General features: G+C 56.5%; 18 protein-coding genes and 2 pseudogenes. 11 read left to right on the forward strand and 9 right to left on the reverse strand.

The genetic code is table 11. The features are described 5' to 3' along the window. Positions 1 to 43: 43 nt before the first annotated feature. The 6 genes and pseudogenes from ACXAG8_RS18300 to ACXAG8_RS18325 form a co-directional block, all read right to left on the reverse strand. Positions 44 to 825, reverse strand: a pseudogene (locus ACXAG8_RS18300) (DDE-type integrase/transposase/recombinase); the annotation flags it as partial. Between the two features lie 16 nt (positions 826 to 841). Continuing rightward, positions 842 to 1629 (reverse strand): IS5 family transposase gene (locus ACXAG8_RS18305; protein WP_475230604.1). Its coding sequence is split into 2 segments (ribosomal slippage): positions 842 to 1293 and positions 1293 to 1629, totalling 789 coding nucleotides; the frame shifts between segments, so codons are not numbered across the junction. 93 nt (positions 1630 to 1722) lie between these two features. Then, positions 1723 to 1881: a hypothetical protein gene (locus ACXAG8_RS18310; RefSeq protein WP_475230607.1), complete on the reverse strand. Its 159-nt coding sequence runs from the start codon at positions 1879 to 1881 to the stop codon at positions 1723 to 1725. 79 nt (positions 1882 to 1960) lie between these two features. Beyond that, positions 1961 to 3625 (reverse strand): BCCT family transporter, encoded by a 1665-nt coding sequence (locus tag ACXAG8_RS18315; RefSeq protein WP_475230610.1) that lies wholly within the window; start codon positions 3623 to 3625, stop codon positions 1961 to 1963. 42 nt (positions 3626 to 3667) lie between these two features. After that, positions 3668 to 4084: a universal stress protein gene (locus tag ACXAG8_RS18320; RefSeq protein ID WP_475230613.1), complete on the reverse strand. Its 417-nt coding sequence runs from the start codon at positions 4082 to 4084 to the stop codon at positions 3668 to 3670. Positions 4085 to 4334: 250 nt separating this feature from the next. Next, positions 4335 to 5122 (reverse strand): IS5 family transposase gene (locus tag ACXAG8_RS18325; RefSeq protein ID WP_475230604.1). Its coding sequence is split into 2 segments (ribosomal slippage): positions 4335 to 4786 and positions 4786 to 5122, totalling 789 coding nucleotides; the frame shifts between segments, so codons are not numbered across the junction. 362 nt (positions 5123 to 5484) lie between these two features. On the opposite strand from ACXAG8_RS18325, the gene ACXAG8_RS18330 reads away from it, so the two are divergent. From ACXAG8_RS18330 to ACXAG8_RS18340, 3 genes and pseudogenes are all read left to right on the forward strand, one after another. Beyond that, complete coding sequence (locus ACXAG8_RS18330; RefSeq protein WP_475230655.1) at positions 5485 to 6051, forward strand: sigma-70 family RNA polymerase sigma factor; 567 nt, start codon at positions 5485 to 5487, stop codon at positions 6049 to 6051. Further along, the gene (locus ACXAG8_RS18335) at positions 6048 to 6683 is read left to right on the forward strand and encodes a ChrR family anti-sigma-E factor (RefSeq protein ID WP_475230616.1); all 636 of its coding nucleotides are present in this window, start codon (positions 6048 to 6050) and stop codon (positions 6681 to 6683) included. The genes ACXAG8_RS18330 and ACXAG8_RS18335 overlap by 4 nt, the downstream gene beginning before the upstream one ends. A gap of 178 nt (positions 6684 to 6861) precedes the next feature. Beyond that, a pseudogene (locus tag ACXAG8_RS18340) lies at positions 6862 to 7376 on the forward strand (fasciclin domain-containing protein). Positions 7377 to 7475: 99 nt separating this feature from the next. Here ACXAG8_RS18340 and ACXAG8_RS18345 read toward each other — a convergent pair. Together ACXAG8_RS18345 and ACXAG8_RS18350 are read right to left on the reverse strand one after the other, a co-directional pair. After that, positions 7476 to 8201 (reverse strand): SDR family NAD(P)-dependent oxidoreductase, encoded by a 726-nt coding sequence (locus ACXAG8_RS18345; RefSeq protein ID WP_475230619.1) that lies wholly within the window; start codon positions 8199 to 8201, stop codon positions 7476 to 7478. Continuing rightward, positions 8198 to 8971 (reverse strand): DUF1365 domain-containing protein, encoded by a 774-nt coding sequence (locus ACXAG8_RS18350; RefSeq protein WP_475230625.1) that lies wholly within the window; start codon positions 8969 to 8971, stop codon positions 8198 to 8200. The genes ACXAG8_RS18345 and ACXAG8_RS18350 overlap by 4 nt, the downstream gene beginning before the upstream one ends. A gap of 124 nt (positions 8972 to 9095) precedes the next feature. Between ACXAG8_RS18350 and ACXAG8_RS18355 the strand changes: the two genes are divergently transcribed. The 7 genes from ACXAG8_RS18355 to ACXAG8_RS18385 all read left to right on the forward strand — a co-directional run bounded on the left by ACXAG8_RS18355 (position 9096) and on the right by ACXAG8_RS18385 (position 15172). Then, positions 9096 to 10439, forward strand: coding sequence for an NAD(P)/FAD-dependent oxidoreductase (locus ACXAG8_RS18355; RefSeq protein WP_475230628.1), 1344 nt, complete (start codon positions 9096 to 9098; stop codon positions 10437 to 10439). After that, positions 10378 to 11535, forward strand: coding sequence for a class I SAM-dependent methyltransferase (locus tag ACXAG8_RS18360; protein ID WP_475230631.1), 1158 nt, complete (start codon positions 10378 to 10380; stop codon positions 11533 to 11535). The genes ACXAG8_RS18355 and ACXAG8_RS18360 overlap by 62 nt, the downstream gene beginning before the upstream one ends. Further along, entirely contained in the window at positions 11528 to 12022 is a 495-nt protein-coding gene (locus ACXAG8_RS18365; protein WP_475230634.1) for a hypothetical protein, read from the forward strand. Before ACXAG8_RS18360 ends, ACXAG8_RS18365 begins: the two co-directional genes overlap by 8 nt. Next, entirely contained in the window at positions 12022 to 13248 is a 1227-nt protein-coding gene (locus ACXAG8_RS18370; RefSeq protein WP_475230658.1) for an MFS transporter, read from the forward strand. Before ACXAG8_RS18365 ends, ACXAG8_RS18370 begins: the two co-directional genes overlap by 1 nt. After that, the gene (locus ACXAG8_RS18375; protein WP_475230637.1) at positions 13245 to 13805 is read left to right on the forward strand and encodes a DUF3833 domain-containing protein; all 561 of its coding nucleotides are present in this window, start codon (positions 13245 to 13247) and stop codon (positions 13803 to 13805) included. The genes ACXAG8_RS18370 and ACXAG8_RS18375 overlap by 4 nt, the downstream gene beginning before the upstream one ends. Before the next feature lie 108 nt (positions 13806 to 13913). Beyond that, positions 13914 to 14579, forward strand: a complete 666-nt coding sequence (locus tag ACXAG8_RS18380; protein WP_475230641.1) for a hypothetical protein — start codon at positions 13914 to 13916, stop codon at positions 14577 to 14579. 68 nt (positions 14580 to 14647) lie between these two features. Further along, the gene (locus ACXAG8_RS18385; protein ID WP_475230644.1) at positions 14648 to 15172 is read left to right on the forward strand and encodes a DUF3833 domain-containing protein; all 525 of its coding nucleotides are present in this window, start codon (positions 14648 to 14650) and stop codon (positions 15170 to 15172) included. A 390-nt stretch (positions 15173 to 15562) separates the two neighbouring features. On the opposite strand, the gene ACXAG8_RS18390 is transcribed toward ACXAG8_RS18385, so the two are convergent. Continuing rightward, entirely contained in the window at positions 15563 to 16975 is a 1413-nt protein-coding gene (locus ACXAG8_RS18390; RefSeq protein WP_475230647.1) for a cryptochrome/photolyase family protein, read from the reverse strand. Between the two features lie 318 nt (positions 16976 to 17293). Here ACXAG8_RS18390 and ACXAG8_RS18395 point away from each other — a divergent pair, with 318 nt between their 5' ends. Then, positions 17294 to 17923, forward strand: coding sequence for an SDR family NAD(P)-dependent oxidoreductase (locus ACXAG8_RS18395; protein ID WP_475230652.1), 630 nt, complete (start codon positions 17294 to 17296; stop codon positions 17921 to 17923). Positions 17924 to 17976: the final 53 nt, after the last annotated feature.

The raw sequence follows: 17976 nt of genomic DNA on the forward strand, positions 1-17976 counted from the left end.
CTGCCGCCTAAACTCAAACAGAAACCGAACCAGAGCCTCCGTTGTGAAAACGCTCACGCTTTCCGAAAAACTCTGACGGCGGATATGGTGCCCCTCGGACCTGATCCATTTCCTGATCTTCCAGCCATTCAACAAGTTCACCAGAGATATAACTGGATCCGTTATCACTGAGCAGCCGTGGCTTGTGGAAGACGGTCGCCTTGGCACAGCCCGAAGCCTGCAAAGCCAGGTCCAGCGCATCGGTGACATCACTGGCCTTCATCGTCGTGCAGAGCTTCCAGGCGATGATGTAGCGGCTGAAATCATCGAGGATGGTCGATAGATAGAACCAGCCCCAGCCAATGACCTTCAGGTAAGTGAATTCGGTCTGCAGAGTTGGTTCGGCCGAGTGGTTTTATCGTGGAACTCGTTGGCCGCCGATAGAACCACATAGGCCGGGCTGGCGATCAGGTCGTAGGATTTCAGGATGCGATAGACCGAAGCCTCTGAGACAAAGTACTTTTCTGTGTCGGTGAACTGCACGGACAACTCACGCGGGGAAAGCTCACATTCCTTCAGAGCCAGGTCCTTGATCTTCTCACGAATCAGCTGCGGAATGCGGTTCCAAACCCGTGATGGTTTAGGGCTGCGATCCTCAAGCGCCTCGGGGCCGCCAGCCAGATATCGGTCATACCAGCGATAGAAAGTGGTTCTGGGGATGCCGAGTGTGTCCAGCGTACGCCTGGTCGGAAGATGCGACCCTTCGACGAGGCGAATGATCTCCAGCTTTTCAGATGCAGGATACCTCATTCGTCGTCGTCCCCATCCGCGATCATGCTTTTTTTGAGCAACCGCAGTTAGGTCATGTTGACAAATGGCGGATCCAGAGGCGGATCGAAGTGATATCTACGAAGCCGAGGAAGCTTTCGGCTGTTTTGTCATAGCGGGTTGCCACGCGCCGAGCATTCTTCAGCTTGTTGAAGCATCTCTCGACCAGGTTTCTCAGCCGGTAGAGATGCCAATCCAAACCAACGCGCTTCTTTCGGGACTTTCGCATTGGGATCACCGGTCGAATGCAGCGGTTGTGCAGGTCGGTGCGAATGCGGTCGGCGTCGTAACCTTTGTCGGCTAGCAGCACGACTGGCTCGGGCAGGTTGTCGTCCATGACCCGATCAAATCCAAGATAGTCCGATGTCTGGCCAGGCGTGATGTCAGTTCTCATCGGCAGCCCGGCGGCATTTACCCGGAGGTGGATCTTGGTCGTGAAGCCGCCTTTTGAGCGACCAAAACCCTGTCGCGGAGTCCCCCTTTTGCGCCCGCTGCCTGATGATGGGCACGAACCACGGTGCCGTCGACCATTTGAAGGGCATCAGGAACGATCCTGCTTTCGGTCAAGGTTTCCAAAATCTGTTCCCAGAGCCCCGCGAGGGTCCAGCGACGGAACTGTCGGTAGACACTCGACCACTTCCCAAACTCCTCAGGCAAGTCTCGCCATGGGGCACCTGTACGTGCAATCCAGAAAACGCCATCAAGAACAAGGCGGTGGTTGATCGGTTTGCGCCCGTTCGGGGCACGGATCGAAAGAATGAACCGTTCAAAGAACGCCCACTCCTCGTCCGACATTAGGTTTCTTGCCAAGCTGGCCTCCATTGCAGATACCGGCTTGAATCACGATCAGCGGGCGCTGGGAATCCCTTTTGTCAACACGACCTAATTCATCGTCTTGGCGACAGGCAATCTAGGTTACTCCGCCTTGTTCAAATCATCGGTTGTCAGGATCGCGCCGGTCTGAAGATCTTCGGCGTCGAGCATCGTCGCAACTCTTTCGAGCGCGGCAACAAGCATGGCCTGCTCCCAGTCCTCCATCTGCTTGAACCGCTGCACATAGAGCGGTATTGCCATTTGTGGACAGTGAACGCCGGTTTGTGGTTTCGAATAACGCGAACGGGCACGTGGTCGCGCCCGCTCAGTGTTCAATTGTTCAGAGATGCTTGTGCTCTTGCATGAGGCCTTTGAAGATGCACCAACACATCAACAGCAGCACGACCGTGAAGGGCAAGCCGGTTGAGATGACCATCGCCTGCAAAGACCCAAGGCCACCGCCGATCAAGAGCACGATGGCGACGAGACCTTCGAAGGTACACCAGAACACACGCTGCGGCACCGGAGCATCGATCTTGCCACCTGCTGTGATCGTGTCGATCACGAGCGAGCCTGAGTCTGACGAGGTGACGAAGAACACGATCACTAGCACAATACCGACAGTCGAGGTGATCCCCGCCAGAGGCAGGCTTTGAAGCATCGCAAAGAGCGACAACTCCGGTACGTAGGCGTCGATCACGTTGGCCTTCACCTCGCTGTTGCCGAGATTCGCGATCATGTCGTTGATGGCAGTCCCGCCAAAGACAGCCATCCAGAAGATGCAGACCACCGATGGGATAATCAGCACGCATGTGACGAATTCACGGACTGTGCGACCGCGCGACACACGGGCGATGAACATGCCCACGAAGGGTGACCAGGAAATCCACCATGCCCAGTAGAACGCGGTCCAGCCTTCGCGGTAGCCGTCATCCTCTCGGCCAAAGGGGTTGGATAGAGGCACTACCTCTTGTGCGTAGGCCATGAGCGTTCTGCCGAAATCGGTAAAGATTCCGACAGCACCTGCGGCGAATAGCACGAAGAGAAGGAGCGCGATTGCCACCACCATGTTGATCTCGGACAGAACCTTGACCCCACCGTCAAGCCCCCGGAGAACCGAAACCAGCGCGATGGCGGTGATGCCAATGATAAGGATGACTTGAACGGTAACGTTGCTCGGGATGCCATAGACATACTCCAGACCGGCATTGGCCTGTTGCGCCCCCAGACCCAGCGAGGTCGCAAGACCGAAAAGCGTGGCGAAGACCGCGGTGATATCGATCACGTGGCCCCACCAGCCCCAAACCCGTTCACCCAGGATCGGATAGAAGGCCGAACGGATCGAAAGCGGAAGGCCCTTGTTATAGCTGAACAGCGCAAGCGCAAGCGCGACGACAGCGTAGATTGCCCAAGGGTGTAGGGCCCAGTGAAATGAGGTCGCGGCCAACGCCATGCGCTTGGCGGCCTCCACATTTTCCGGAATCAGAGTGCCATCCTCCGCAAATGGACGTACCACACCCAACGGTTCGTCCCCCCAGGGTGTGCCGAAGTAATAGGCCGGTTCCAAAACGCCGAAGAACATCAGCCCGATCCCCATGCCGGCGGCAAATAGCATCGCAAACCAGCCAAGATATCCGTAATCGGGCGTCGCATCGGCGCCGCCTAAGCGAACCGACCCAACGGGCAAAACGATGAGAGCCAGGCAGAACAGAACAAAGATATTTGCCGCGGACAGGAAGAATCCGTCAAACGCGGATGTCAGCGCAGGGCGGAGCCAGCCAAAGAAATCGGCCGCCTGTTGCGGTGCCAGCAGCGCATAGATCACGAAGACCACGACACTCAGCCCTGATATCAGAAAGACCGGGTTGTGAATGTCCAGTCCGACGGGGCCAATTTGCGTTTCAATATTGTCTTGACCGATCTCGTAATCTGTATCGATGAGATCCGACGCACCCTCTGGCGCAGGGATCCCTGTGTTTTCGTCTATGTCAGTATTATCTGCCATGTTTCGGACTTCCCTGTCATTTTCGTTGTAAAAGCTGGCGCGTCATGCGCGGACAACCATGACTGAGCACTTTGCATGTTCGGCTAGTTTCCCACCGTTGGAAGGCCAGATGTAGTCCATGACGTTCGGCACATGGCTCGCCATGACAACGAGGTCTGCGCTGGTTTCACCAATTGCGCGCAATAGCGCATCGTCAATTTCTGTTGTCGGGTCGTGTGCGATCACGGTATGCGCCGACGCCTGAATGCCGCGCTTGGCGGCCTCCTGCTCGGCGAATGCGCCAAGCTTTTGACCGAATTCTTCCGGATTGTGCGCCAATTGGCTGGGGGCGGAAGACGTTACCCCCACATATACAATTGGCACGCCCCAATGTTTTGCCAAATCGGCAGCACAGTCGAGCGCCGTGCCAAGCCTCTCGACATGAGCCAGATCGACGGGTGCCATAATTTTCTGAAACATTTTCACCTTTCTGCGAGGGTGTGGGTCAACGGAAGTCTCTCGACGCGAATAGGCCACACACGCCCGCTTGTTTGCATAACCGATAGCCCTACGGTCATTGGGTCGAGTCTAAGCACGTGTCGTTGCCAAATGCAAAAAAAGGGCAATCACGGAAACGGATCGAGCTAGACCATATGTCGTTGCTTTGAATTGAGTGGCCCAAATTACGTTCTCAAGATGCACGAAATGTAGCTTGTAGCACTCGACTAGGTCATGTTGACAAATGGCGGATCCAGAGGCGGATCGAAGTGATATCTACGAAGCCGAGGAAGCTTTCGGCTGTTTTGTCATAGCGGGTTGCCACGCGCCGAGCATTCTTCAGCTTGTTGAAGCATCTCTCGACCAGGTTTCTCAGCCGGTAGAGATGCCAATCCAAACCAACGCGCTTCTTTCGGGACTTTCGCATTGGGATCACCGGTCGAATGCAGCGGTTGTGCAGGTCGGTGCGAATGCGGTCGGCGTCGTAACCTTTGTCGGCTAGCAGCACGACTGGCTCGGGCAGGTTGTCGTCCATGACCCGATCAAATCCAAGATAGTCCGATGTCTGGCCAGGCGTGATGTCAGTTCTCATCGGCAGCCCGGCGGCATTTACCCGGAGGTGGATCTTGGTCGTGAAGCCGCCTTTTGAGCGACCAAAACCCTGTCGCGGAGTCCCCCTTTTGCGCCCGCTGCCTGATGATGGGCACGAACCACGGTGCCGTCGACCATTTGAAGGGCATCAGGAACGATCCTGCTTTCGGTCAAGGTTTCCAAAATCTGTTCCCAGAGCCCCGCGAGGGTCCAGCGACGGAACTGTCGGTAGACACTCGACCACTTCCCAAACTCCTCAGGCAAGTCTCGCCATGGGGCACCTGTACGTGCAATCCAGAAAACGCCATCAAGAACAAGGCGGTGGTTGATCGGTTTGCGCCCGTTCGGGGCACGGATCGAAAGAATGAACCGTTCAAAGAACGCCCACTCCTCGTCCGACATTAGGTTTCTTGCCAAGCTGGCCTCCATTGCAGATACCGGCTTGAATCACGATCAGCGGGCGCTGGGAATCCCTTTTGTCAACACGACCTAAGCCCAAAGGCGACTTCTGGCTCAAGCGCGGCATTCGGTGTTTCGGGCCGAGGTGGCTCCGGTACTGCATTTATTGGAGTAACGGGTCTGGTTTGATATCAACCAATCTTTGCCAGCCGATACCACCCCAATTTGTCGATCGTTTGAGACCGGGTACTTACATTTGAAACTTCTTCCAATCTTTTGCCAGAAAAAGTGATCTGGAACTCACCATTTGTCGTAGTAAAGGCATGATAACGCAAATTCTTGATTCCTCTTACGCCACTCGGTGGTCTAACGTGGTTCAAAGCCACGAAAGAATGCCTGTGACTAAAAGCAAGACCGAGATTTCGCAGCAGACCCGGTGGATGATTGCCGTACGTGACAACCGCGACCGCAACGCATTTGCTGCTCTGTTCGATCACTTTGCTCCTAGGCTCAAAGGGTTCATCATCCGTTCGGGGGCGTCGGCGCATCAGGCCGAAGAAATCGTACAAGATGTGATGCTGACGATCTGGCGCAAGGCGGCACAGTTCGATCCGCATCGCGCTCAGGTTTCTGCATGGATTTATCAGATTGCCCGTAATCGGCAGATCGACATCGCCCGTAAAGAAAACCGTCCCACTCCTGAGGACCTGAAAGAGGAGCCGGGGACAGAACCCGACGCCAGCCAGATCCTTGGGCTGGAACAGGAAGCCGGGCAACTAAAACAAGCGCTTGCTGCGCTTAAACCCGAGCAACGCGAAATCATAGAACAGGCCTATCTTGGCGAACTGACCCATCAGGAGATCAGTGCTCAGACCGGTCTTCCCCTTGGAACCATAAAGTCGCGCATCCGGTTGGGACTGGAGCGCCTTAGACACGAGTTAAAGGACCTCAAACAATGAGTGCCGTCACCCATCATGTCCCCGACGCAATGTTGGCGGCCTACGCCGCCGGCAACCTGCCGCACGCTTTCGCTGTCGTTGTAGCCACCCATGTTTCAATGTGTGAACAATGCCGCGTGGTTCTGGGCGCGCATCAGGCGGTTGGTGGTGCGGTTCTCGAAGATATGCCTAGCGTCGCGGTCTCGTCTTCATTGAAGGACGATGTTTTTGCCCAACTTGACGCGCCCTTTACGCCCGAGCCGGTGTACGAGCGCAATGGAATATTCCCTGGCCCGGTAATGGAAGCATTGAAGGGCCGTGAACCGCGGTGGAAAACTCTGGGCATGGGCGTCCGTCAGGATATCCTGTCAGCGGACTCGAACGGATCCGTACGCCTGCTCTACATCCCGCCAGGACAGGCCGTGCCGGATCACAGCCATAACGGATTGGAACTGACGCTGGTCCTGCAGGGCAGCTTCAGCGACGAAACCGGCCGTTTTGGTATTGGCGATCTGGAGATCGCCGATGAGCACCTTGAACATACGCCAGTTGCCGATGATGGCGATCCCTGTATTTGCCTTGCAGCGACAGACGCAAGTTTGCGGTTCCGCGCGCTGGTTCCGCGGCTGCTGCAGCCACTGTTCCGGATTTAGATAAATCAAAAAACAATTGAGCTGGAAGTCGCCATTTTTTGGCGGCTTCTTTTTTATTTTCAAATACTTAGGCCACGAATTCGTGGGGCTTTGATACACTAAATGCACCGTGACGTAATCCTATTGCTGACACGAAACAAGGCCGGGTTGTACAAGCCCACCAACAAGGAGACGACCCATGAAAAATGAAATTAAGAACGTTATTACTGCCGCCGCACTCAGCCTTTCAGCCGTCAACGCACAAGCCGACACTATTGTCGATATCGTTGCTGGTGATGATCGTTTCTCGACCCTCGTAGCCGCGGTCACCGCAGCCGGCCTGGCAGAAACTCTTTCTGGTCCGGGGCCCTTTCCCGTCTACGCTCCGGTGAACGATGCCTTCGCCGCGTTGCCAGAGGGAACAGTAGAAACGCTTCTCCTGCCCGAGAACAATGATCAGCTAACCAACATGCTGCTGTACCATGTTGATGACCGCGAACTCATGCGAAAATGATTCCAACCGGATCGAATTATTTCAAACCACTCCTGAGCAGCGAGCGCCTGTGCATCACCGCTGGTGCTGACGGGGTCAATATTGCCGATGGCACGGGGCAGATGGCCAACGTGATCATCGCGGACATCAAGGCAGACAACGGCGTCATTCACGTGGTCGACAAGGTGCTGTTGCCCGGCACGCGCCCGGCCTGCCACTAAGATCGCCAGCCCAGCCATTTGAGGCAGGGCACCAACAACAACGTAGGGGCCGCCGAACTCTCGGTAGCCCTATTGTTTTGGTCAAAGGAAGAAAGGCCGCTATTTGCCGCGATAAACCAGCCAGTCCGGCAAAAATGCAAGCAAGCGGATCATCCAGGAAAATGGCGCTGGGAAATCCGTGCGGAAACGGCGCTTCTGCATGGCCTTGACCACGCGTGCGGCCGCCTCGTCGGGGGTCATCAGCATGGGCATTCGAAAGTCGTTTTTCTGGGTCAGGCGGGTCTTGATAAAGCCGGGATTGACCAGCCGCACCACAATACCCGTGTCTTTCAGATCAAAGCGCATTGTTTCTGCCAGGCTGACCAGTGCCGCCTTGCTGGCGCCATAGCCGATAGCGGCGGGAAGTCCGCGATACCCGGCCAGCGAACCGATCAGTGTAATGTCGCCGCGATCCTGCGCAACCATTTTCGGAACCACTTCGCCAAGGACACGCATCGCCCCGGTAAAATTGACATCCGCCAAGATCAACGCGGTTTCGCCGTCCCACTCTGTTGCGCGCATGGGCTCGTAGGCGCCGACACTATAAATCACACCGTCCACGTCGCCCACTTCTTGCGCCGCGCGACGCACGGAGTCGCCATCGGTCACGTCCAGGGCAAGCGCGGTTGCGCTGGTCAATTCGGCGTTAAGGGTGTCCAATCGCTCTCGGTTGCGTGCAGACAAGATCAGCCGGGCACCTTCTGCATCCAAACGTTTCGCCAAGGCACGCCCTAAACCTTCGCTTGCCCCAATGAGCCAATATGTTTTTTCGAAGAAATCGGTCATTTTCCGGGGCCGCTCAAGGGCTGGCTTTCGCTCATGAATGTCGCGGGTGCAGGTTGTTTGCGAAGAAATGGTGCGCGTTTCAGATACAGGATCGCCGCCTGCCAATGGATCAGCGCTAGAACCCGAACCGCACCCAAGGGCCGGCGGAAGGCGGCCCACAGAAGCGACTTGTTTGTGGCCACACGACGGTCGCCGGCCAACGTCGCAAGAACGCCCTGATCCTCATTTTCAAAGGAAATGCGAACGTCGATCCGTGTGTCGCTGAATCCGAAATTGAATCGGTAATGACCGGCAATTTTCTGAAACGGCGACACATGCATCAGTTTCTCGGCGATCAGGGCGTCGCAATGTTCAATCGGGCGAAAATCCTGATGTGCACAGAAATAACAGTGCCGCTGGCCGAAGGTGCTGTTCACCTCCGCAACAAAGGCCCGCGGGGTGCCATCAACCAGCGCAATCCAAAAGCTGACAGGGTTGAAATGAAACCAAAGGAAGCTGGGCTGGGTCAGCAACAGAAGCTGCGCGTTCTTGGTTTGAAACCCGCGCTTGTGCAGAACCTGTTTGAACCACGCAAGGCCGCGCCCGTCGCGCCGCGCGCCGCCATGATGACGATCCCACAGCGACCAAAGATTGAAACGGTTTCGCGACATCAGCGCTGGCGTCTTGGTGCCAAGATCGGTCAACACGAAATCGACACCGTAGCTGAAGGTGTTCTTCAGCGTTCCTCGTCGGGCGTGAAGAGTTTGGGCCTGAATATGCTCTAGCTTCATAAGTCGTATACGTGTGCGCGCGGCTGTTGGATCAGAACGCGTTGAAAACTTTTCTGAGGCTTTTCTGATCCAATCTGACGGACCCCGCGTAACACCCTCATAACGTAGCAAAGTTGAGGACGGAATGTTCGATCAGATCCACGGCCCAAGAAAGAAAATCGCAATTGTCGGCGGTGGCATATCCGGCCTCTCCGCCGCCTATTACCTGTCTCCCTTCCATGACATCACATTGTTTGAAGCAGCGCCGAGTCTGGGTGGGCATGCACGAACCGTGATGGCAGGCAAGAACGGCGACCAACCGGTCGATACCGGGTTCATTGTTTTCAACTATGCCACCTACCCCTATCTGACGCGTCTGTTTCGGGATCTCGACGTTCCGGTGATGAAAAGCGAGATGAGCTTTGGCGCCAGCATCAATGATGGCTGGCTGGAATACGGCCTAAGCAACATGGGCGCGATCACGGCGCAGAAAAGCAACCTGCTGCGACTGCAGTTCTACAAGATGATTGCCGACATCATTCGCTTTGGCAAACGTGCCGAGGCAGCTGCGACGGATGACGACAAGACCATTGGTGAATTGGTCGATGAGCTGGGCCTCGGTGATTGGTTCCGCAACAACTACCTTATGCCGATGTGCGGTGCGATCTGGTCGACCCCGGTTGCAGATGTCGACCAGTTCCCTGCGAAATCGCTAGTACGGTTTTTCCGCAACCACGCGCTGTTGGCCGGTTCCGGCAAACATCAGTGGTGGACGGTGAAGGGCGGCAGCATCGAATATGTCCGCCGGTTGGAAACTGCGCTTCTGGCAAGGGGCTGCATCATCCGCACTGATACGCCGGTCCGGCATGTCCAGCGCGACACACACGAGGTTCGCATCTTCGCTGACAAGGGCCTTTCGGCATCGTTTGACGAGATCATCATGGCCTGCCATTCGGATCAAGCCCTGCAAATCCTCGGGACAGATGCGACAACAGCCGAAGCCGACGCACTTGGTTGTATTCGTTATCAATCCAACACGGCGGTCTTGCATTGTGATGCAAACCAGATGCCCCGGCGGCGCGCCTGCTGGTCCAGCTGGGCGTACCGGTCGCAAGACGGCGAAATTGGTCTTACCTACTGGATGAACCGGCTTCAGAACATTCCCGAGTCTGACCCTTTGTTCGTAACCCTGAACCCGTCAACCGAGATCCCTCAGGACACGATCTATGACGTGGCGCACTTCGCCCACCCGATGTTCGACAAGGCCGCGCTAAAGGCACAGTGCGACATCCGCGAAATGCAGGGCCGCAACCGGACATGGTTTGCCGGGGCTTGGAACCGGCACGGGTTTCACGAGGACGGCATCGCCAGTGCAATGCGTATCGTTCGCGCCCTGAATGAACGTCACCAATTCAAAGGAATGGAAAATGCGTTTGACAAACAAGGCCTTGAAATCAAACTTCCTGTCGACCTGCGAGCGTCTGCATGAGGGGCAACTGACCCTGCGCACGCCCGAGGGTGAGCGGTACCAATTTGGCCATTCCGGCCCCGAGGCCGAGATGGTCATCCGTGATTGGGCCGCGGTGTCTGCGCTGGCCGCGCATGGACAGGTCGGTCTTGGAGAAACCTATGTTCAGGGCCTGTGGGATACCCCATCGGTTGAAGGCTTGGTTGCCTTGGCCATGCGCAACCGTGAGCATCTGGGCGCCTTTGATCAAGCAAGCCCGTTCAACAGGGCCAAGTTCCGGCTGGTCGATACGGTCATGCGGGCCAACACCCGCCGCGGGTCGCGCAAAAACATCCGCTCGCATTACGATGTGGGCAACGAGTTCTACGCGCTTTGGCTGGATGAAGGCATGACCTATTCCTCTGGGCTGTATGAGCAGGCCGATGACGATCTGACACGCGCACAGACACGCAAGAACGCGCGCGCCTTGTCGCGCCTCGGAAACGGAGAGCGCACGCTTGAAATCGGATGCGGATGGGGCGGTTTTGCGGACCATGCCAGCGAAGAAGGACGCGACGTGACTGGCGTGACCATATCCCGTAACCAGCACAGCTATGCCGAATGCCGCCTTGATGGCCGTGCTGACATTCAGCTTCGCGACTATCGAGACATCGACGGGCAATTCGACAACATCGTTTCGATCGAGATGATTGAGGCCGTAGGCGAGCGTTACTGGCCCAGCTACTTTGCCACGCTCAAGCGTAACCTCGCCGAAGGCGGACGCGTGTTGTTGCAGGCAATTACCGTCCAGGACAGTTTCTTTGACACATACAAGTCCTCGTCCGACTACATCCGACAATATGTCTTTCCCGGCGGTATGTTGCTGTCGGACAGCTTGATCGAGGCCCAAGCCAAAAACGCGGGATTTGAGGTTCGCGACAGCTTTGCATTCGGGCAGGACTATGCTCGAACCTGTCGCACCTGGTCCGAGCGCCTGACCGAGCAAAAACGTCGCGTTTCCGAAATGGGATATGGCGAGAACTTCTTCCGCAACTGGCAGTACTATCTCGAGATTTGCGCGGCGTCCTTCGCCGTGGGGCACACCGATGTCGTTCAGGTTGAGCTGACCCATGCGTAAAGTTGCCCTCGTTTTAGTCGCATTAACATTGCCCTTAGGCGCTCAAGGCTCTCCGATAAGAGCCCAGCTGCCCGGCGCGGACCTGCGCGGCGAGGCTACTTTTCGCTATCTAGGTTTCCCGCTCTACGAAGCACAGCTATTTACCATACAGGGTGCTCCGCTGGATTGGAGTGAGGATTTCGGACTCGAGCTAACTTACCTGCGTAACTTGGCAGGTCATGACCTCGTTGAAGGGACAACTCGCGAACTGAACCGTGCCGGCTCAGCCCTTCCTGTACGCAGCCAGCTGCAAGAGTGCTTTCGTGATGTGCGCAAAGGTGACCGCTATACGGCCATCTCTGAGGGTCCAAACCTGGTCCGGTTTTGGCTCAATGGAAGACAGGTATGCACATTGAGCTACCCGCAAATCAAGTATCGTTTCATGTCGATCTTCCTTGGCGACAACACGCGGTCGAGATCCTTTACTCAGAATCTGAGAGGTGAGTGATGCTTTACCCGCGTGTCAGCATTTACGCGCTGATGCTAGCGGCGGCAGGCATACCGCTCTATATTCACTTGCCGCGATTTGCATCGGTCGAACTTGGTATAGGCTTGGGGACAATCGGCACGATCCTGGTACTCATCCGGTTGATTGATCTTGTGCAGGACCCGCTGATTGGTTGGGCAATCGACCGCTGGCCGCGGGCGCAAATCATGTTTGCCAGCGCCGCGGCGGTTGGGCTGGCCATTGGCTTTCCGCTGCTCTTTTCCGCCCAACCGGGGCCAAACGTGGTGCCACGCCTGGTGGCAATCCTCGTTCTGCTGTTCTCAGCGTACAGCCTGGGCATGATCCTGCTCTACGGGCGCAGCGCCACGCTTGCGGCGACACCGACCCCGCGTGCCCTGATGACACTGGCGGCGTTTCGCGAGGGGGGTATGCTGGCCGGTGTCGTCACCGCCGCCATTGCGCCAGCGATCCTTGTCGTCCTCGGGGCTGCTGGACGAGGATACGAAGCCTTCGGTCTGTTTCTGGGCGCGTTGTCCCTTGGAGTGGCCGTGATTACGTTGCCGATCTGGCGTCGTGAGCCCGTCTTGGGTGAACGGCTTTCCCTTGTAGGCCTGCGTCAGGCCGGCGCGCTAAGGCTTCTTTTGCTGGCATTGGTCAACAGCCTGCCCGTGGCCATCACGTCCACCTTGTTCCTGTTTTTCGTTGAAGACCGTCTGCAGCTGCCGGGCAAGGCCGGACCCATGTTGATCTTGTTCTTTCTCAGCGCGGGTTTCAGCGTGCCGCTCTGGACCCGTCTGAGTCAGAGAATGGGTCCCAAGGCCACGTTGTTGATCGCCATGCCGCTGGCCATCCTCGGCTTTGCCGGGGCCGCTTTACTGGCCCCCGGCAGTCACTTCGGGTTTGCGCTGATCTGCCTGGCCTCCGGTGCCGCCTTGGGGGCGGACATGGTCATCCTGCCTGTGATGTTTTCCGTGGCGCTAACCAATGCAGGCCTCAAGGCATCGCTGGCCTTTGGCATCTGGTCTTTCGCCGGCAAACTTGGTCTGGCCCTGGCCGCCTTCGCCGTACTGCCCATGCTTGAAAACAGTGGCTTTACACCCGGCGCGACAAACAGTGCCGAAGCTCTGAAAGCATTGAACATCTCTTACGCCGTACTTCCGTGCATCCTGAAACTCGGCGCCCTAGCTCTTGTCCTGGCGCTTCCGACGGAGAACCCAACTCAATGAAACTTCTTACAGCCTTCCTCGTTCTTGTGATTCTGGTCATGGCAGCAAAGGCCATGTTTCTGAGTTTTCGCGCGCAAAGTCCGGCGGACTATGCCGATACGGGACCCGCCTTCTCACTCAAGGAGCACCTGAACGGTGAAATCCTTTCCGAGGGATTGATCTACGGTCCAACGGGGAAAATGACCAATAGCTTCGTGGCAACAATGGTCGGCGAATGGGACGGCGACACCGGTATGCTAAGCGAAGAGTTCACCTACTCAAACGGCAAACAGCAAAGCCGCAAGTGGTTCCTGAAACTTGGTGATGACAACACCTTCACTGCAACTGCCGACGACATCGTCGGCGAGGCACGTGGCGTCGTTTCGGGATCGACGATCAGGATGGAATACCAGATCGTTCTGCCGGAAGACGCGGGTGGTTACACGCTGACAGCAACCGACTGGCTTTACCAGACTGAAAGCGGCGTGATCATGAACAAGTCCGAGATGCGCAAGTTCGGCATCAAAGTGGCCGAGCTGGTTGCAACCATGCGCCCGGATCCCGACGCGCAACGCTGAACCGGCGTCGGCCCCGAAACAGAAAGACCCGTCCTGATGCACAAAAAATACCCCATTCTTGCGATAGCAGTTGCACTGGCGACAGCTGCGTTTGCACTGTCACCGTTGATGACAAGTGAATTCGCGGGCTACAGGCCCGAACAGTTTCCCTTGGTTCTAGAGTTCTGGCCGGTTCAGCCCGCAGGGTGGGCCTTTGGCATCTGGGGGGTGATCTATATCTGGCTGATCCTTGGGGCAATCTGGGGACTGCTGAATGCGCCTCAGGATGGGCATTGGCAGCGGATGCGCCCATTGCTGCTGATCAGCCTTTGCCTTGGCATGTTCTGGATTGCGGCCGCGAACGCTGCGCCGATCCTGGCAACCGTTATGATCTTTGCCATGGCGGCGACCGCCGTTTTGGCCATGCTGCGCGCCGGGTCAGACGCCCCCGTGTGGCAGAGGCGCCCGGTCGCGCTGTATGCTGGCTGGCTGACGGCGGCGACCGGCGTTGGTACCGGTGTTGTGCTCAGTGGGTACGGTGTGCTGAGCGGGCAGGCCTCAGCTTTGGTCATGCTGGTGGCCGTTTTGGTGGTGGCATTGATCGTGCAAGCCTTGCGACCGGCCGAATGGGCCTATCCGCTGGCGGTGATTTGGGCGTTGTGCGGTGTCATTTCGGCAAACGCATCGTCGTCCAACCTGCCTGTGATCTTGCTGTCAACGTCTGGAATTGTGGCGCTGGCCTTGGGCTACGCGCTGCGCAGGTCGACACCTTCGTCCCGCAAAAAAATCTTGTGACAGCCGATAGAACGCCCAATTGCATTTGCGCCACATTTCTCCCAATTGTGCTTTTCGGAGAAGCCTCTATGAAAACCATCCTCTCCCTGTTCACCTTTTTGATGTTGCTGGCCTGTTCCGGCACACCGGTGCCGGATGACAAACCCCTTTCTGACCGCACCCTGAACCTTGAAAACTTCTTCGAGGGTGAAACAGTGGCATATGGTCAATTCCAAGACGTGTTCGGCAATGTTCAACGTCGGTTCAAAGTCCAGATCTCAGGTACGTGGGACGGTAGAACTCTGCAACTGGTCGAAGATTTCACTTACGACGATGGGGACACCGAACAGCGTATCTGGACCCTTGAGAAAACTGGTGAAGACACCTGGAAAGGCACCGCTCCGGGCGTTTTAGGTGTCGCCACTGGTCGTGAAAACGGCGACACTTTTAACTGGACCTATCGCATCGACCTGCCGGTCCGAAAGGGAACCATGCGCGTTGATTTCAATGACTGGATGTGGATACTGACAGATGATCGCGTTCTGAACCGTGCCTACGTGTCGCGGTTCGGAGTGCGCATTGGCGAAGCGATCATCGTTTTCGAAAAGGATTGATTGGTCGAGATCGCACTCAGGTCAGCAAGGCGGCTGGCTTTCCAGAAAAGTGTTTCTGTGCACGTCGGAGCCAGCCGCCTGCAAACCTAAACGCCGCGATCCGACGGCGCTGGACTATGGGTCATGCTGTCAGTCGATTACTAGCATCGCTTCTTCAAATCTTACTGGTGGGTTGCCGCACCGCACAAACCTTCCAAGCAGTGTGATCTATGGCGTTGGTCAAAACAGCCTGACTTCCGATACAGAGGTGTCCGCTTGGAAAACGCGTCCTACTGCAACGATACCAATTCGACCGTGCGAAACACCGCCAATTGCGGCATCAGCGACATACTCCCAATTCGTTTCCAGCTTCAACGCTAGGGCAATCCTCTCAATGCGTTGGTGCCGAAATCAACGCGCCTCATAAGCCGCAAGAGCCCGTTGCCGACCTTCGGCCAGCCCGACAATCGGGGCCGGATACGGATCATCAGGCGACAGCCCCCAAGCGCGCGGGCAGGCGTCGAAAAACGCCAGAGCCTCGGGGCCGGGGTCAGTCACGAGTTCGGCCACAAACCTTTGAATGTAAATCTGTTCGGCATCGAACTTCTGGGCCTGCGTTTCTGGATTGAAAATGCGGAAATAGGGCGCGGCATCCGGTCCGCTACCTGCAACCCATTGCCATCCCATTGCGTTTGCTGCCGGATCCCAATCAATCAGGCACTCTTCGAACCACTTCTGTCCGATATGCCAATGCTTGAGCATGTGTTTGGTAAGATACGACCCAACAATCATGCGACCACGATTATGCATATGGCCCGTTACGTACATTTCCCGCATGGCCGCGTCGACAAAGGGAACACCCGTCCGACCCTGTTTCCAACGCAGGACCACTTCGTCCTCAAGGTTCGACCAAGGGAAGGCGTCCCACTCCGGTCTCCAGTTTCTTTGCGTGATTTCGGGAGTGTGAAAAACCAGATGGTAAGCAAATTCGCGCCACACGAGTTCTTTCAAGAAGTGTTCTGCCCCGCTGAAGCCTTCCAAATGCGCACGCAGTCCAGCATGCCAGACGGTACGAGGCCCGATCTCGCCCCAGGCCAAGTTCTCAGATAGTCGCGAGGTTGCTTCTTGCGCCGGGTAGTCACGACACTCCTTGTAGTCTCCGATTGCTCTCCGCAGGAAACTGGCAAGGCGCGCATTGGCGGCAGCTTCGCCGACGTGCGCATGTCGGGCCAATACTTCTGCCCCCCGCTCCATACCCTTGGCGAGAGCCCAGGTTTCAAGCAGATCAGTCTCCGGCCAAATCTCAGGCGTCACAAGCCGCTCTGGCGCAGGATTAGGCGGTTCCACATCCAGATCTTTTACCGCCCGCCACATCGGGCTGTACACCTTGAAAAAACCGCCTTGTTTGGTTTTGACCGTCCATGGTTCGAAAAGAACATGGCCGGGCCAGCTTTTCGCCCCGAAACCCGCGTCTTTCAGCACTGATTTGACCTTGGTGTCACGCGCAATCGCGTCAGGATCATAGGTCCGCGTCCACCAGATGTCCCCGGCACCTGTTTCACGCGCCAGAGCGAGCAGTTCGTTTGCCGCAGTTCCGCGACGCAAGATCAGTCTGGCTCCGATTTCCTTCAGACGATCGTCAAAACACTCAATTGCTTTCAACAGGCGCCATCTAGGGGCTGCTCCGAAGGTCTCCACGACCTCATCCAGCAAGACCACCGGAATAACAGGGCGCCCGCTTTTGCCTGCTTCGGTAAGCGCCGGATGATCCGCAAACCTGAAATCCTTTCGGAACCAGAGAATGATGGGTTTTGCATTAGTCATCCGAATTACGCTTTTTCTTGCTTCTCATATCACTACGAAGGCCAACCAGAGACGGTTCAAAAGAAGCCAGTTTGAGGTTCTTTTTGTGATCTTAACCAAGGTCCGAGCCGTATCCGGAACATGATCAAAAAGCGGGCCTGATCACCATGCTGATTCAAGCCTCAGGAGGTCAAAAATGATGCGGAAATGCGAGATGCCCTTTAAGTCGTGTCCGGTGTACTTTCGGACGTTCTCATGGTGTCGAAAATGGGCGAAATCGTAGTGCAATGTGCGATACTGTTCTGAACGCTGTCGCAGGTCAAAGGAGGTAAATACAGCATGACGCGCCGCGCACTTGTCATAGGGGCCTCTGGGGGAATCGGCACGGCGCTGTGCACGGTTCTCGCAACTCGTGGCTCGGAGGTGACGCAACTTTCGCGCTCGGTAGACGGTTTCGATGTGACGGACCCCGCGAGTGTTAAGGAGGCCATGAACGGGCTCTGCGCACCTTTCGATATTGTTTTGATTGCCAGCGGCATTCTGGCCCCTGAGGGTACTCGACCAGAGAAGTCGCTCGCAAAGATCGATGCAGAAAACATGTCACGGGTTATGGCTGTGAATGCCATTGGCCCGGCGTTGGTTTTGCAACACACGCCTCGGCTTTTGCCGCAAGACGGACGTTGTGTGGTGGCAGTTCTAACTGCCCGCGTCGGGTCGATCGGCGATAACCAACTCGGTGGCTGGTACAGCTACCGCGCGGCCAAAGCTGCGGCTAATCAGATTGTGCGCACGACTGCCATTGAGATCGCGAGAAAGAGGAGACAGGCTATTGTTGTGTCGTTGCATCCCGGCACTGTCGAGACGGCGTTCACCAGGGCTTACCCCGAGCATTCCAAGGTAACGCCTAATGCAGCGGCCACGAACCTTGTTGCAGATTGTCTGACGTCAGCGCCCACCGGACAAATTTAGGGGTTTGAACAACGGAGGATTTCTGGTTCATCGAAGCCATTATGGAGCGAAGA

It is taken from the genome of Ruegeria sp. ABD4_443 (assembly GCF_056160865.1).

Bases quoted from the DNA above. Each gene is read 5' to 3' on its own strand.
- ACXAG8_RS18310 (WP_475230607.1), bottom strand. From the start codon at position 1,881: ATGGCAATACCGCTCTATGTGCAGCGGTTCAAGCAGATGGAGGACTGG.
- ACXAG8_RS18315 (WP_475230610.1), bottom strand. From the start codon at position 3,625: ATGGCAGATAATACTGACATAGACGAAAACACAGGGATCCCTGCGCCA.
- ACXAG8_RS18320 (WP_475230613.1), bottom strand. From the start codon at position 4,084: ATGTTTCAGAAAATTATGGCACCCGTCGATCTGGCTCATGTCGAGAGG.
- ACXAG8_RS18330 (WP_475230655.1), top strand. From the start codon at position 5,485: ATGCCTGTGACTAAAAGCAAGACCGAGATTTCGCAGCAGACCCGGTGG.
- ACXAG8_RS18335 (WP_475230616.1), top strand. From the start codon at position 6,048: ATGAGTGCCGTCACCCATCATGTCCCCGACGCAATGTTGGCGGCCTAC.
- ACXAG8_RS18345 (WP_475230619.1), bottom strand. From the start codon at position 8,201: ATGACCGATTTCTTCGAAAAAACATATTGGCTCATTGGGGCAAGCGAA.
- ACXAG8_RS18350 (WP_475230625.1), bottom strand. From the start codon at position 8,971: ATGAAGCTAGAGCATATTCAGGCCCAAACTCTTCACGCCCGACGAGGA.
- ACXAG8_RS18355 (WP_475230628.1), top strand. From the start codon at position 9,096: ATGTTCGATCAGATCCACGGCCCAAGAAAGAAAATCGCAATTGTCGGC.
- ACXAG8_RS18360 (WP_475230631.1), top strand. From the start codon at position 10,378: ATGCGTTTGACAAACAAGGCCTTGAAATCAAACTTCCTGTCGACCTGC.
- ACXAG8_RS18365 (WP_475230634.1), top strand. From the start codon at position 11,528: ATGCGTAAAGTTGCCCTCGTTTTAGTCGCATTAACATTGCCCTTAGGC.
- ACXAG8_RS18370 (WP_475230658.1), top strand. From the start codon at position 12,022: ATGCTTTACCCGCGTGTCAGCATTTACGCGCTGATGCTAGCGGCGGCA.
- ACXAG8_RS18375 (WP_475230637.1), top strand. From the start codon at position 13,245: ATGAAACTTCTTACAGCCTTCCTCGTTCTTGTGATTCTGGTCATGGCA.
- ACXAG8_RS18380 (WP_475230641.1), top strand. From the start codon at position 13,914: ATGACAAGTGAATTCGCGGGCTACAGGCCCGAACAGTTTCCCTTGGTT.
- ACXAG8_RS18385 (WP_475230644.1), top strand. From the start codon at position 14,648: ATGAAAACCATCCTCTCCCTGTTCACCTTTTTGATGTTGCTGGCCTGT.
- ACXAG8_RS18390 (WP_475230647.1), bottom strand. From the start codon at position 16,975: ATGACTAATGCAAAACCCATCATTCTCTGGTTCCGAAAGGATTTCAGG.
- ACXAG8_RS18395 (WP_475230652.1), top strand. From the start codon at position 17,294: ATGACGCGCCGCGCACTTGTCATAGGGGCCTCTGGGGGAATCGGCACG.